The 14,219-nt window shown below is 42.7% G+C and carries 10 protein-coding genes; 2 read left to right on the top strand and 8 right to left on the bottom strand.

Annotated features, from left to right (window positions below):
- Positions 1-38: 38 nt before the first annotated feature.
- From M0N77_RS11690 to M0N77_RS11670, 5 genes are all read right to left on the bottom strand, one after another.
- Positions 39-1,466 carry a hypothetical protein gene (locus M0N77_RS11690; RefSeq protein ID WP_353105348.1) on the bottom strand — a complete coding sequence of 476 codons (1,428 nt, stop codon included), beginning with the start codon at positions 1,464-1,466 and terminating at the stop codon, positions 39-41.
- Entirely contained in the window at positions 1,432-3,360 is a 1,929-nt protein-coding gene (locus tag M0N77_RS11685) for an AAA family ATPase (RefSeq protein ID WP_353105347.1), read from the bottom strand. The genes M0N77_RS11690 and M0N77_RS11685 overlap by 35 nt, the downstream gene beginning before the upstream one ends.
- A 351-nt stretch (positions 3,361-3,711) precedes the next feature.
- Positions 3,712-4,875: a MalY/PatB family protein gene (locus M0N77_RS11680; protein ID WP_353105346.1), complete on the bottom strand. Its 1,164-nt coding sequence runs from the start codon at positions 4,873-4,875 to the stop codon at positions 3,712-3,714.
- A gap of 142 nt (positions 4,876-5,017) precedes the next feature.
- Positions 5,018-5,965, bottom strand: a complete 948-nt coding sequence (locus tag M0N77_RS11675) for an AEC family transporter (protein WP_353105345.1) — start codon at positions 5,963-5,965, stop codon at positions 5,018-5,020.
- Between the two features lie 82 nt (positions 5,966-6,047).
- Positions 6,048-6,848 (bottom strand): crotonase/enoyl-CoA hydratase family protein, encoded by an 801-nt coding sequence (locus tag M0N77_RS11670; protein ID WP_353105344.1) that lies wholly within the window; start codon positions 6,846-6,848, stop codon positions 6,048-6,050.
- A 315-nt stretch (positions 6,849-7,163) separates the two neighbouring features.
- Here M0N77_RS11670 and M0N77_RS11665 point away from each other — a divergent pair, with 315 nt between their 5' ends.
- Positions 7,164-7,838 carry a LysE family transporter gene (locus tag M0N77_RS11665; protein ID WP_353105343.1) on the top strand — a complete coding sequence of 225 codons (675 nt, stop codon included), beginning with the start codon at positions 7,164-7,166 and terminating at the stop codon, positions 7,836-7,838.
- A gap of 65 nt (positions 7,839-7,903) precedes the next feature.
- Entirely contained in the window at positions 7,904-8,950 is a 1,047-nt protein-coding gene (gene rlmF / locus M0N77_RS11660) for a 23S rRNA (adenine(1618)-N(6))-methyltransferase RlmF (protein WP_353105342.1), read from the top strand.
- A 143-nt stretch (positions 8,951-9,093) separates the two neighbouring features.
- Here the strand turns inward: rlmF and M0N77_RS11655 are convergent, their stop codons facing one another.
- From M0N77_RS11655 to gyrB, 3 genes are all read right to left on the bottom strand, one after another.
- Positions 9,094-9,723: a manganese efflux pump MntP family protein gene (locus tag M0N77_RS11655; RefSeq protein ID WP_353105341.1), complete on the bottom strand. Its 630-nt coding sequence runs from the start codon at positions 9,721-9,723 to the stop codon at positions 9,094-9,096.
- 113 nt (positions 9,724-9,836) lie between these two features.
- Positions 9,837-11,330, bottom strand: coding sequence for a DUF6880 family protein (locus M0N77_RS11650; protein WP_353105340.1), 1,494 nt, complete (start codon positions 11,328-11,330; stop codon positions 9,837-9,839).
- 96 nt (positions 11,331-11,426) lie between these two features.
- Positions 11,427-14,096: a DNA topoisomerase (ATP-hydrolyzing) subunit B gene (gyrB, locus tag M0N77_RS11645; protein ID WP_353105339.1), complete on the bottom strand. Its 2,670-nt coding sequence runs from the start codon at positions 14,094-14,096 to the stop codon at positions 11,427-11,429.
- Positions 14,097-14,219: the final 123 nt, after the last annotated feature.

Below are 14,219 nucleotides of genomic sequence, written 5' to 3'. Positions count from 1 at the left end.
AAAAGCGCCTTGAGGCGACCATTTTTTAATTGCAAAGTTTAGCTTATTGCAAGCGACTCATTATCACTTTGTTCAGATGACAACGCTTTAATAGCTTCAATCAACTTAGCTTCATTCTGAGTAATAGCCGTTTTAAACGCTTGATAACTAGCGACCTGTTGCGGTATCGCTAATTTAAATTTATGAGTACTGCCACCAAAGCCGTTCAATGAGCCCATATTCAAAGCCAAATTATTATCAATTGTAGGCGCAATGTAGCCACCTATATTGGCTTGATATAGAAACAAATACGACAGCACTTGATTGAGGTCATCGCGGTTGATGTGATTGCCTTTCATACGTTTATATTTCGCGTCCAAAATAATGCGGTCATCTTTTACAAAGTCAGGATAACGGCGCACGTTATTACCCGACAACTTCTGAGCATATACGTTAATACCGCCTTGTCTATTATTATTGGTCGGATGTTTATAGCCAATAGTGCGCAGAAGCGTATTTAAATACTCTTCCCATAACCAAGCCCCATCGAATAAGATGCCATAAGCTTTGTCATCATTATTGGCATATTTTAGACCATCATGACGGAGGATTTGTAGGCAGATCTTTTGCAGACCTCGATATTCTGTAAAATAAGGATGGACGAAAGGTTTGCGGTTGGCATTAATGACAGTGTGCCGATTACGTACATGATAGGACGATGTATGTTGGACTATCAGATTAACAAAATCTAGAGTCTCGCTATCGCTATGTAGCACATCTCGCAAATTTGGTTTTTGCTTGATTAGCTCGATAGTATGGCGAATCAGCTGAGTGAGCGGATTATCAAAGCTGTGCTCACGCACGCGGTAAGCAACGCTACCTTGGAAGGGCAAGTTTCGTTGCAAGTGAGCTTTAATATCGATAGTGCCTTTAAGGTTGCTATCATTGTAGGCCTTCTTCTGATACTCCTTATACAAGCCTTGCGATAGGGCTTTTTTGAGGAAATAAGGAAACAGGTACACTAAAAAATCAAACACCTTGGTTTGGTTATGGCTGTGCTTTAAATCAAATAAATTGAAGCATAGTACCTTTTGTAGCATGTAGTGTAAAAAATAATCCTCAAGACTGGCTACTTGATTATTTGCTAAAGTATCAACGTCACTAGCATCATCGACAACACTCTGAGCAAAACGCGATTGGATTTTTAGTTGGGTATTTTTTACGCCAATAAAACCCATAATATTACCCGTCGTCAGTACGGTTTTGGCATCTGTTAGAGCCAGCTCAAGGATTGGATCGCACGCAATATCGTCTTCGTTATCATTAAGACGATCAGGAAATATCAACAATTCAGGATTGGCTTTTACCAGCTCTCCAATACTTTTATTAGCGATCAGACTCAGATTATCCTTATCTCGCTGCTGCGCTTCTGTCAGCTCTAACGCTGTATTATCAGTCGTAACTAGCATCAGCATTAACCGATTCATGGGCATCATCATAAGTATTGTCATAGGCGCTTTTTAAACTAGCAAGCTGCTCATCGGCATCAGGGTAGCCACGCAAATATTCAAACAGTAGCGACTGTAAGTGATACGTCCAAAGCTTATCAAAATCACCATCATAGTTAACCAGTTTTAGGAAATAAGCCGGGCCGACATGGTAGGCATCGCTTAAGCCTTGTACAGTTTCGATAGCACTATTCAAGGCAGTTAGACGCCGCCTAGCTTCGTCTGCCCACTCTTCTATTTGCCCTTCCCACATTGAAAGTCTGTCCTCTGCTCTAATATCCTTCCAAGCAAAACGTCTGCGCATCGCAAAATCAAATGATTCGACACTGCGATCGATATCGTTCATGGTACCGATAATATAGACGTTGTCTGGGATGTAAAAACCGTTCTTAAACACATCTTCTTCGGTTTGCAAATTAGCGTATTGAGTCGTGACTCTACCACTCTCACCACGATAGCCGGGGTCAATAGAGAAGAAAAGCTCTCCTAAGACTTTGGAGATTTCGGCACGGTTTATTTCATCGAGTATGAGGATGAATTTTTTACCCTTATCTTCAGTATTCGCCATTCTAAGATCATAATTTTTCTCAATATAATCGCATACTGGAATTAGGTAAGGCTTCCAGTTCAGCGCTTTACCTGTCTCGAAATAGGTTTGGATTAAAGATTTAGTTAAGGTGATCTCTCTCTGTGTTTCGCTTGAAAGCATAGCGGTAATGTTATCGAGTGAATTCACAATAACGCTAAATGGACTTTCTTGGCTAGGCGTTGCTAACTCAACAGCACTTTCTGATACATCATCAATAAACTTTTGATAGACTTCGTTAAAGTTGCTTAACTGCTGATTATTCTGGTATTTTAGTGCTTCTTTACAGAACTTTTTAAAGCTTCCATCTCGCAGCTCAAAGCCAACTTCTCCATCTTCGCCTTGGATAGGTCTTAGGCCTTCGACAAAATCGGTGTAGTCATAAGAAGGGTGAAACTGAATAAGTTTGTGCTCTGCACTCCAAACATTCGCTAGCCTTTTAGCTAAATAAGTTTTACCCGTTCCTGGTGCTCCTGTTAATATTAAGTTTTTATTGGCTAGCAGTAACTCGCTTATTTCTTGCAGTAAAGGATTTGTGATAGGTTGCTGAGTATTTTTTGTACTTTGTTGTTTAGTCATATTCAACTCATTGGCTAGCTTAAAAACTTTTTTATAAGCTTCAAATAAACCACCTTTCAGATCATTGATGATACTGTAGTAGTCGATTAAGGAAAGCTGTTGTTCATTGTCTAACGCTATAATTCGACCAAATAAGTAATGCTCATCCTCTACAGGATTTTGGAAGTCTTCTTCATCCATATTTAAGGTAAAGCCTTTTCCGACAAGCTTCGCTATCTCATCACTATCTTTCAGTGCGGTAAAAGCATCCATAAAGGGTTTAATATATTCTATAGGCGATTTATCATCTTTAAATCTGACATAGAGCGTATTAAATCCTAAGCCATAGCCAATTTTATTGTCTGACAAATATATGTGAAACTGAACTTCGGTACCTGCACCTTCGTTAATCGCCCATTCTCTATCTTCGCTATCATATTTGAACAACAACTTTGAGTTAGTAATTCTTTGATTACCCGATAGCTCTTTTCTAGCAATGAGAAAGTCTTTTTTAAGACCACCAACGTCTTGGTTTATAAGACTGACTAAATGACCGATGCTATCGACTTTTATAGCGCAAGCATTGATGTAATCTAATTCTTGTATAGCCTCAACTAGCTCATCGCGTAACTGCCATTCAAATAAGTTCCCTGCTACCTTTTTACCAAGCATAGTAATTAGCCAATAAGTTTTAGCACCCTCTTCATTAGTTATTTCAAACCTATTCAAACGCTCTTGAACCCCTCTACTAAAACCAGTAATAAAGCCACTGAGTGAGAAAGGAGAAGTATTGTATTTTTCAGCTACATACTTACAAGTCGCTTTATGATTAGGCTCTAAGAAGAAGATACTTAATGCGTATTTATAGTTATTAGTCATGAAATTATCATCAGACAATATCTCTAGCCAGTCTTGCTTCGTGACTTGTGGCGGACTGTTATAGTCATTATTCTTTACGATAATTTGTTGCACTGGAGCACCTTTTTTAATGAAGATTTAGCTATAAGTTTGGCTAATTATAAAGCGAGTAGATATTTAGTAGGCGATTTAAAATAATTATTTTCTCAATAGTAATTCAGGTCAAACCTCACCCCTAAAAGCCGCATAAACCCGATCTAACCCCTCACACAGCAGCGCCTCAGGACACGCCACATTGATACGCATTTTTAGATGTCCCTCGCTGCCGTATTTAATACCCGAGTTTAGCTCAACTTTAGCGGCTCGTAGTTTGTCATAAAGCGCCTGATTGTCCTCACCGTATGCCGAGCAGTCCAGCCAAATCAAATACGACGCCTCAGGGCGCATCACCTTGATATCTGGCAGATGCCCTGCCAAGAAATCTATCGTAATCTCGATATTGTTTTCGATATAGGCCAGCACCTGCTCAAGCCACTCTCCGCCCTGTTCATAAGCGCTTTGCATCACGGTATAGGCAAATAAATTCAGCTCATACTCGTCATTTAACTGCTGCTGCTGGCTGATTTTTTTCAGTAATGTCTCATCTTTAGCAAAGATCATCGAGCCTTTGATACCGGCTACGTTAAAGGTTTTGGTCATCGAGGTCAGGCTGACGACGTTATGCTTGTAACCTGCTGCTTCTGCTAGCTTTAACAAAGGCGTAAACGTATGACCATTTAACGTTAAATCTTGATGAATCTCATCACTGACAATCGCGACATTGTACTTTTTACACAGTGCAAGTAGTGCCTTTAACTCTTCCCTCATCCACACGCGCCCGCCCGGATTATGCGGGTTGCATAGCAAATATAGCTTTACTTGATGCTTGATAATTTTAGCTTCGATATCTTTTAGATCTAGCTGATATTTTCCGTCGACTTCCTTTAGCGCTGACATCACAAGCGCGCGACCATTTTGCTCAACCTTAGTCATAAACGGCGTATAAATAGGATCATTGACCAGTATCGCATCGCCTGCCTCAGTAAAGATGTGCATCATTAGCGCGAGGCTTGGCACCACGCCCGGCGAGAATAGGATGTTTTCTTTATCTAGCTGCAAATTATAGCGACTGCCGTGCCAATTAATAATCGCCTCATACAAAGCCGCAGTTGGTTTGGTATAACCCAAGATACCGTGTTCCACCACCCGCTGTACGCTAGCCAAGATAGGCTGCGCCGCTTTAAAGTCCATATCGGCGACCCATAGCGGGATAGTGCCATCACTATAATGCCATTTGATCGAACCTGTACCGCGTCTATCGATGATTTCATCAAAGTGGTATTGCACTGTTAGTCTCCTTGATTATGGCTTTGGCAGAATTTGGTTTTTATTATAGGTATTTGGAGTTTTGGCACTATTTAGCGTATAGCATCAATAGAAAGATTGCTAGTCGCTTAAAAGTCATCTCACTACTTTGGGTCGTTACGCTCTAAAACCCAACCGTCATCTGCCAATAGATCAGCACTGCACTCATACTAAAGAACGAGCCGATGGTTGAGATAATCACCACCGCAGACATACGCTGCACTAAGCCATAATGCTGACCGATGATCGCGATGGTTGAGAACACGGGCGCTGAAGCGAATAGCAGAGCTACATATTTGCCTTGTATGGTAGCGCCCGGAACCAGAGTGAAAGCGAGCAAGATCAGTAGCGGATGTAGCAGCAATTTACCTAAGCCGATAGTCGTGATTTTGGCTAGATCGCCTTTTAGCTCTAGACCGTATAGGCTCATACCGATCACAAACAGCGCTACAGGAGCCGCCGCGCCGGTGAGGATCTTCGCCGTTTGGGCGGCCACTTGCGGTATAGGAATACTGGAAATAGAGAAAGTGACGCTGACGACTAAAGCGATAATAAGCGGGTTACGAGTGAGGTTTTTACCGATACCGAATAGAATACTAGCGACAGACTTATTAGAATTAGGGTTCATCTCAGCGATGATAAATAGTAGCGGTAAGATCAGCAGGTTCTCTATAATCACACCCATGGATAAGTAGGCGGCGGCTTTGCTAGAGCCGATGACCATAGATACCACCGCATAGCCGATAAAAGCGCTATTAGAGAATGACAGGGCGGTGGAATTTAGCGCGGCTGAAATATTATCTTGTCGCCAGATCGCTTTGGTTAGCACGATACCTACGATAAAGGCCATGATTGAACCCAGACCATAGGTAAATAGATAATGCGGTATGATAACTTGTTGAAAAGGCGTGCCAGCGATGGCGTTAAACATGAGTGCGGGCAGCGCAATATTTAGCACCAAACTACCCATACCTTTAGCGTGCTTAGGATTAATGGCTTTGAGACGTACAGATAAATAGCCAAGCGCAATAATAATAAAGATAGGGGCGGTAATGTTAAGGATGTCTAACATGGTACAGATCGCCCCTTATAGGCCTTAATATAAAGAGGCAATTATAGTCAATTAATCTGGTCATGAATACCAATGCAAACCTTTAACGTCCCTTAAACTCAGCGGCGCGGCGCTCCACCATCGCCATTGCGCCCTCCTTTGCATCTTCTGAATGGAACAAATGCGGTAGATAGCCGTGAATATTAGCTAATGCGACTTTTGCGCCATTACGACTAGCATCTTGTGCTGAGGATAGTAGCCCTTTTACTCCAAGCGGTGCAGCGCTACAAATCTCTTTGGCGATAGTCATTGCGCGCTCGTACTCCTCGCCATTGGCAACCACTTCACTAACGATACCGAGCTTATCCGCGGTTTTTGCATCGAAGTTTTTGCCTGTTAATAAGTACGGCATGGCTTTTTGCCAACCTGCTGCGGCGACAAACCTGACCGTTGCGCCGCCAAACGGCATGATACCGCGCTGCACTTCCATCTGCGCAAAGTTGCAGTTATCGCTAGCTATCACCACATCACTATTAAGCATCAGCTCAATACCGGCGGTAAAGCAAGTGCCTTGTATCGCCACCACCACAGGTTTAGTGCGCAGCTTACCGCCGATACCCCACGGATCGATCTCGTCATCGTTAAATTCAAACGCGCCTTTATCCCATTTATCTTGTAGCTCCATAAGATCAAGGCCTGCGGTAAAATGCTCACCATGAGCAAAGATTAACGCACAGCGCAGATTATCATCGTTTTCATAGCGTGTTAATGCTTCGGATAACTGCTTAATCATAAGGCTATCAAAGGCATTGCGTTTATCAGCACGGTTAAGGCCAATAAGGCAGATAGTGCCGTCGGTCTCAAAGGTGATGCGGTTGTCTGTACTGTTATCTTTAGTGGTCATGGCTTGATCCTTTATACTTAGTTTTGTAAGGTGTGGTTAGCGCAGCGTAACCCACCGTTTAATGTCGTGAAACTATAAAATGGTGGGTTACGTTTTATCTTCGTTCTTTGTGAAAACTTAATAAAACTAACCGCACCCTACGGCAAGATTGTGTGATTTAATTTCTTTTAGGGTAATACTACTGACTTTTAATATAGACATACCCACGCTATTACACAAGGCGAAAAATAAAAGCTTAGACCAGTTGATCACGTTTGTAATAACTGCCACTATTGTGCGATTTGCCTAAAACTAATGGTTTAGCGAGTATTTAACATGGAATTTTGGCACGGATTTTTGCTTATCAGTAGTGTACATTTATTAGCAGCGGCCTCGCCTGGCCCTGACTTTGTTCTTGTTTCACGTGAAACTTTGACCAAGGGTCGGCGCACTGGTTTGCTTTGCAGCTTAGGCATTACTTTAGGGTTATCGGTTCATATCATCTATTCTGTGCTGGGACTAGCGACTGTTATCGCGCATTCGCAGCCACTACTGACAGCTATCAAATGGTTAGGCGGCGCGTATTTGCTTTATCTTGGCTGGCAAGGAATTAATGCCAAATCCAAAGCGGTCGCTGACTCAGCTAGTCCTATGCCAACTGCTATACATACTCAAACCGCTAATGCCAAAAAATCGGCCTTATCTAGTCATGAATCGACTATCGCGACCCTACGCCGAGGTTTTTTTTGTAACGTGTTTAATCCCAAGGCGCCTGTTTATTTTGTGGCGATATTTACGCTCGTGTTGTCGCCTGATATTCCGCTTTGGCAACTAACGATTTATGGCGTATGGATGATGATATTACAGATGACATGGTTTAGCACCGTTGTTATGCTGCTCTCTATTCCGGCAATCCTCAAACGTTTTCGGCGTTTTGAGCACTGGATAGACCGCGTATTGGGTAGCGCAATGATTATATTAGGCTTAAATCTAATTTTGCGCAGCCGATAAGCACTTTGCCCTCAATGAAATCTGCTAAACTAGTCGGCTATCTTCAGACTTTATAGCCCACTATTATGAGCAAACCCACATCTAGTAATTACTCTCCTAAGCCTAACAGTCAGCATCGAAACCGCTCGCCTGCCACCGCAAAAAAATTAGGACAATTACATCCGCGCAATCCGCATCAGGGCCGCTATGACTTTGCGGTATTGACCCGCGCTTTACCTGAGCTTGCCAAGCATACCATTACTAATCCTAAGGGCGAGCCGACCATCAATTTCTCTGATGCTGTAGCAGTGCGGACGCTAAATCAAGCGCTACTCGCGCATTATTATGGTGTGAAGTTTTGGGATATTCCGGAAGGCTATCTGTGTCCACCGATACCGGGACGCGCGGATTATATTCACTATATTGCAGATTTGTTAGCTCAAACCACTCATGCCCATAAAGATAATACGCCGCCCACGGGCAAAGATATTCATGCGCTTGATATCGGCACGGGTGCGAGTGCTATCTACCCTATTATCGGTAGTCAAAGCTACGGTTGGCGCTTTACCGCTAGCGACATTGACCCAGTATCCGTCAATACGGCAAGCGTGATTAGTCAAGCCAACCCGAAGCTTAAAGGCGCGATCAAAGTTAAGCTACAACCTGAACCAAAATTTATTTTCAAAAATATCATTGGTCGTCAAGATTATTTTGATGTAGTGGTTTGTAATCCGCCTTTTCATGCTTCGCTTGAAGAAGCTATGCAGGCCAATAGCCGTAAGCAGCATAACCTGCAACGACATCGCGGCAAAAATGACAGCCCGCAAATCAGTCGTCATTCCACCAAATCCGGCAATGCCGCGCAAAACCTAAACTTTGGTGGTCAGCATAAAGAGCTGTGGAGCGATGGCGGCGAGATTGCTTTTTTGACAAAGATGATCAAAGAGAGCAAAGACTTTGCTGAGCACGTGGGCTGGTTTACATCGTTAGTATCTAAGTCAGAAAACGTTAAACCTTTACAGCTATTGTTGAAGCAACTAGATGTGGCGCAGATGCGCATTATCGAGATGAGCCAAGGCCAAAAAAATACCCGCGTCTTGGCATGGCGTTTTACTATGGATGAAGCTGAATAGTTTTAATAAATTATTTATTATGTTTCACATGAAACCTAGCGAATATAAAAAACTTCTAACTTAAGTTTCACGTGAAACAAAAGGACTGCTCTAATTATATATAGTGTGGTCTTTTTTTAGCGGTAAAAAGTAATTTGGCTTAATTAACTAAAGAACATTACTTTTAGGCCTATAGTGATAAGTACTATACCGCCTAAAGCTTCGGCTTTGTCCTCAAGCCAAGTTCCTGAACGGTTACCAAGATAGACTCCTAACCAGCTAAAAGCGGCTGTAATAAGTGCAATAAGTAAACAGGCTAACCAAGCATTCATAGATAGTAAATTAAGCGTAAAGCCTGCTGCCATCGCATCAATACTAGTAGCTATCGCTAGCGTAAACATAGTTTTATGGTTAATAGTTTTATACGAGTCAAACACTTGAGCGCTTGTTTGCGCATCTGCTCGCATAGTGTTTTCGTTGTCGTCTGCCCTGCCTTTATTATCGATTAAAAACACTTCATAAAGCATTTTTCCGCCTAATATGATAAGAATACTGCCGCCGATCCAAGGCGCAGCTGTAGCGAGCCAACCTAACAATACCGCTCCTAATAAGTAGCCAAAAAGTGGCATTCCCCCCTGCGCTACCCCAAAGTATAATGCGCTATATATTGCTAAATGACGTAGGTTTTTTCGCCCTTCATCTTGCAACCTGTTTACTGATTTAGCTCCTAGCCCTATCGATACTGCAAACGCATCCATAGCTAAAGCGATAGCTAGTAATATAACTTCGATCATTTATTCTCTGCTTATTTTTACTTTGTTTCACGTGAAACATTAATCTTTGTCCAGTACTTGACCATGGCATTGATAGTGATTGTTGGTAAACGGTTAACAGATTTTAAGCTCATTTAGTCCTCTATCCGCTCCCAAAAGCTATATTTTTTACCATGTTTTTGCATGAGTTCCGCTGTGTATTGTTGATGGCTCGCCAATCCATTGTAACCTGCTTGACCTCTACTAATGGTAAAGTCCATTGGTAATAGCTTTTTATAGTAGCGAGCCGCGTGTCCATAAGCTTTACTACGCCCATTATCTAAGATATCACTAAGTAGGCTACGGTAGATGATCACTCGTATAAGGTAGGTATCATCAGGTAGCTCTTTGAGCAAGCGGGTAAGCGTTTCATAATGAATATCGACAAACTCAAGATGACGCGTCACCGCAACTTGATTGGCAAGCTTAGTCTCCCCTATCTCTAATAATAATGTTACGGCCAAGATAATATCTGACTGTTGTTCTACTAGCTGGTAAGCCAATTTACGTAGTTTTGCCTGCTCAGCGGGACTGGCAATAGCCATTATTGACTTTAGTCTTTGTGGCGACGCATGCAGCTCAAACGCTTCTTTAAGTGTTTGTATTTGTGCTTGAGTCTCCCCTTTTAAGCGCTGAATCTCGCTTAGCCAGTCCAAGCGTTGTAATTGCTCGCGCTTATTACGACTCTGCCAGACTTCACTCAGATATTGCTCTGCTATCTCATAAGCTTGGTTATCGACCATGAACGTTAATAGCTCATTTAACTGCGCTAAGGCCATAGAGTCTTTAGGATAAATCCGTAAATATACTTTCTCAAATATAGCGACATTACTTAATGCTTTGACTAAACCTACAAGCGTCACTTCTGTTTTACGTTTTTCTTGATGATTGGCTCTATTATGACTATGTGATGACCTCAACGATTGAGCCTCTTTATCTGCTGATAAATCTGGTTCAAACAAGCTTTCATAATACTGCTTATAGTCATTAATAAGCTCTGATATTTCAGACTCTGATAACAGCTCATTGATGCCCTCGATTAACGCTTCTTTAGTACCATAGATATGACCAAACCCGTAGTCATTGTCATCAATGAGTGTCTTAACTCTCGACTGCCAAGCTTGACTTAAGATGTCTTGTTCATCGACTGGCACAGTTGTTTTTTCTTGGCTATAGCAACTACTTGCGACCATTAGCCAAGACTGTGCAGCACTTCTATAAACCCTAGCGACCTCACTACTGTCTTCGCAGCGCTGCAAGCTACTATTACTCGACTCTATAAATAACTCAAGCAAGTTTAGACAAGACTCTACCTGTTCAGGATATAGCGTCATAATATCATCAGATAAATACTGCAATTCTGTGACAAACTCACTAACTTTCCAATATTCGACGAATGCATGGCGACGACGTAGACCTTTTAAGTTAGAAGTCAGCTTTTTTATTAGCTTTGGCGTATCAGATTGTAGCAGCAGCCGTTCTATCTTTTTATCCAATAGCTTATCTACGCCTTGTACTTCAGCAACAAAATTAACTAACGTGGCTTTCGGCAATTTGGCCAAAGCTTGCTTTTGTTCTGCATCTAGCATAAATATATCCTTACTATCGATTAAGGTTTCACATGAAACAAAAAAAACCACCTTGCTAGCAAGATGACTTTTATTATAAACCTATATTTTAAAGAGTTAGATATCTAAGTTAGAAACTGTCAAGGCATTCTCTTCAATAAAGATACGGCGTGGTTCGACATGATCACCCATTAGGCAAGTAAACATATGATCGGCAGCAATAGCGTCTTCGATAGTGACACGTAGCATGCGGCGGTTCTCAGGATCCATCGTCGTATCCCAAAGCTGATCGGCGTTCATCTCACCTAGCCCTTTATAGCGCTGAATAGCTAGACCACGACGCGCATCAAGCATCATTTGTTGCCATAAATGATCGAAATCGCGCACTGGAATGTCTTTGCTAGTGCCAGCTGTCGCTTCACGACGAATAAAAGCACTATCCTCAAGAAGCGTATTCCACTCACTTGCTAAACGCAGTAACTTACTGTACTCGCCTGAATTAATAAAGCTAGCATCTAATAGGTAATTATGCGCTAATTGATGCACATAGACAGTAATCCGTGGCAGCCACTGCGGTTTTTTCGACTGCACTTCACTACTAGCAACTGTTTCGCCAGTAAGACTAGACTCAGCATTTAAGCTTTCAGGCTGTACTTGCGGCTTCATGCCTAGCAAGTCAGCGGTAACCGCATCAGTAGCGGCGGTCACTGGCGCATGTATATTGACCAGTTCAATCTCAGGGCTCAAATCACTACCAAAAATATCAAGTTGTGTTTGCAGCTGCGCTTGCCACTCTTCCATGACTGACTTATCAAAAGTCATATCAGTGCTGAGTTTTGGCGTATGCGTCAACGCATCTAATAGTGTCGCTGGAAAACGAATCTGCAAACGGGCTTTTATCAGCTGCGTTTGGTTATAATCATTGAGCAAAGTCTCCAGCGCTTGACCGGTAATAGCTGGCGCATCAGCGCTAACATGCAGCTTGGTATTATCAATGGTTGATGATAATAGATAAGCTTTAAGCGCCTCATCGTCCTTTAGATAAAGCTCTTGGCGACCTTTTTTGACTTTATAAAGCGGCGGCTGCGCAATATAGATATAACCACGTTCAATCAGCTCTGGCGTTTGACGGAAGAAAAAAGTCAACAGCAAAGTCCGAATGTGCGAGCCATCAACGTCCGCATCGGTCATGATGATGATTTTGTGATAGCGAACTTTATCCGGATTATACTCATCAGGGCCAATACCACAGCCTAGCGCGGTAATTAAATTACCGACTTCAGCTGACGATAGCATCTTATCAAAACGCGCGCGCTCAACGTTCAAGATTTTACCTTTTAGCGGTAGAATCGCTTGCGTTTTACGGCTACGGCCTTGCTTAGCAGAGCCGCCTGCAGAATCACCCTCCACTATGTATAGCTCTGATAATGCCGGATCTTTTTCTTGGCAATCCGCTAATTTACCAGGCAAACCAGCAATGTCTAAAGTGGTCTTACGACGAGTCATCTCACGCGCTTTACGCGCCGCATCACGGGCACGAGCGGCATCGATAATCTTACCGGCGATGGCTTTACCAGCGCTTGGGTTTTCGAGTAAGTAATCGTTAAACTTATCGTGCATCGCTGATTCGACCGCAGACTTTACTTCGCTAGAGACTAGCTTGTCTTTAGTTTGACTAGAGAACTTAGGATCTGGCACTTTTACCGATACAATAGCGGTTAAGCCTTCACGTGCATCATCGCCCGTAGCCACGACCTTCTCTTTTTTAAATAAATTCTCACGATCCATATAACTGTTTAGCACACGCGTCAATGCGGAGCGAAAACCTGATAAATGGGTGCCACCATCGCGCTGCGAGATGTTATTGGTGAAACACAGCACTTTTTCGTTATAAGTATCGGTCCACTGCAAAGCCACTTCGACAGCGATACCATCATCTTGTTCGCTAGTGAAATGGAACACTTCATTGATACCGTCTTTACCAGCATTAATGTAGCTGACAAATTCAGACAAACCGCCTTTATGTTCAAACTCATGACGCTTATCAATACGCTCATCAGTTAGAACGATACGCACCCCAGAGTTCAAAAATGATAGCTCACGCAGACGCTTAGCTAACACATCGTACTCAAAAATAGTGCCAGTAAATACATCGCTGCTAGGATAAAAACGGATTTGGGTTCCCGTTTGTTCAGTGGCCTCTAACTGCTGAATTTCACTATCAGGGACGCCATCCGTATAGGTCTGCTGATAATGATAGCCTTCGCGCCAGATGTTCATCTCAAGCGTTTTAGATAACGCATTGACCACCGATACCCCAACCCCATGCAAGCCGCCTGATACTTTATAGCTGTTATCATCGAACTTACCACCCGCATGCAGTACCGTCATAATCACCTGAGCCGCTGATACGCCTTCTTCAGGGTGAATATCGACCGGAACACCGCGGCCATTATCCATAACACTGACAGACTCGTCTTCATGAATAATAATATCAATCTGATCACAGTGACCAGCAAGTGCTTCATCGATAGAGTTATCAACGACTTCAAACACCATATGGTGCAGGCCTGTGCCGTCATCGGTATCGCCGATATACATCCCCGGACGCACACGTACCGCCTCTAACCCGCGCAATACCCGGATATCTTTGGAGCTATAATCAGAAGGCAATTTTTCAACAATAGGGTCGACCGCTACAGTTTCAGAGTTGCTTTCTGCGACTAATTCTGTGTCCAATAGTTCGGTATCCAACTGCTCGTTATCGATAGGTAATGAGTCACTCATGTGCATTCCTTAATCAAGCCGTAATCAGCTAATAGCAGTACGCTTACGGTTAAATATCGTACTGTAACGTTGTCCCACACTCCACTTAGCACTAATAACTAACAGTGCTAATTAGCGCTATTA

The organism is Psychrobacter sp. AH5, from assembly GCF_040371085.1.
Classification (GTDB): domain Bacteria; phylum Pseudomonadota; class Gammaproteobacteria; order Pseudomonadales; family Moraxellaceae; genus Psychrobacter.
The sequence above is the reverse complement of the archived record's forward strand: the minus strand, read 5'-3'. Positions and strand labels throughout refer to the sequence as shown.

What these genes read in the sequence shown, in the direction of transcription:
- rlmF (WP_353105342.1), top strand. Translation starts at nt 7,904, where the DNA reads ATGAGCAAACCCACATCTAGTAATTACTCTCCTAAGCCTAACAGTCAG.
- M0N77_RS11670 (WP_353105344.1), bottom strand. Translation starts at nt 6,848, where the DNA reads ATGACCACTAAAGATAACAGTACAGACAACCGCATCACCTTTGAGACC.
- M0N77_RS11665 (WP_353105343.1), top strand. Translation starts at nt 7,164, where the DNA reads ATGGAATTTTGGCACGGATTTTTGCTTATCAGTAGTGTACATTTATTA.
- M0N77_RS11655 (WP_353105341.1), bottom strand. Translation starts at nt 9,723, where the DNA reads ATGATCGAAGTTATATTACTAGCTATCGCTTTAGCTATGGATGCGTTT.
- M0N77_RS11650 (WP_353105340.1), bottom strand. Translation starts at nt 11,330, where the DNA reads ATGCTAGATGCAGAACAAAAGCAAGCTTTGGCCAAATTGCCGAAAGCC.
- gyrB (WP_353105339.1), bottom strand. Translation starts at nt 14,096, where the DNA reads ATGAGTGACTCATTACCTATCGATAACGAGCAGTTGGATACCGAACTA.
- M0N77_RS11690 (WP_353105348.1), bottom strand. Translation starts at nt 1,466, where the DNA reads ATGAATCGGTTAATGCTGATGCTAGTTACGACTGATAATACAGCGTTA.
- M0N77_RS11675 (WP_353105345.1), bottom strand. Translation starts at nt 5,965, where the DNA reads ATGTTAGACATCCTTAACATTACCGCCCCTATCTTTATTATTATTGCG.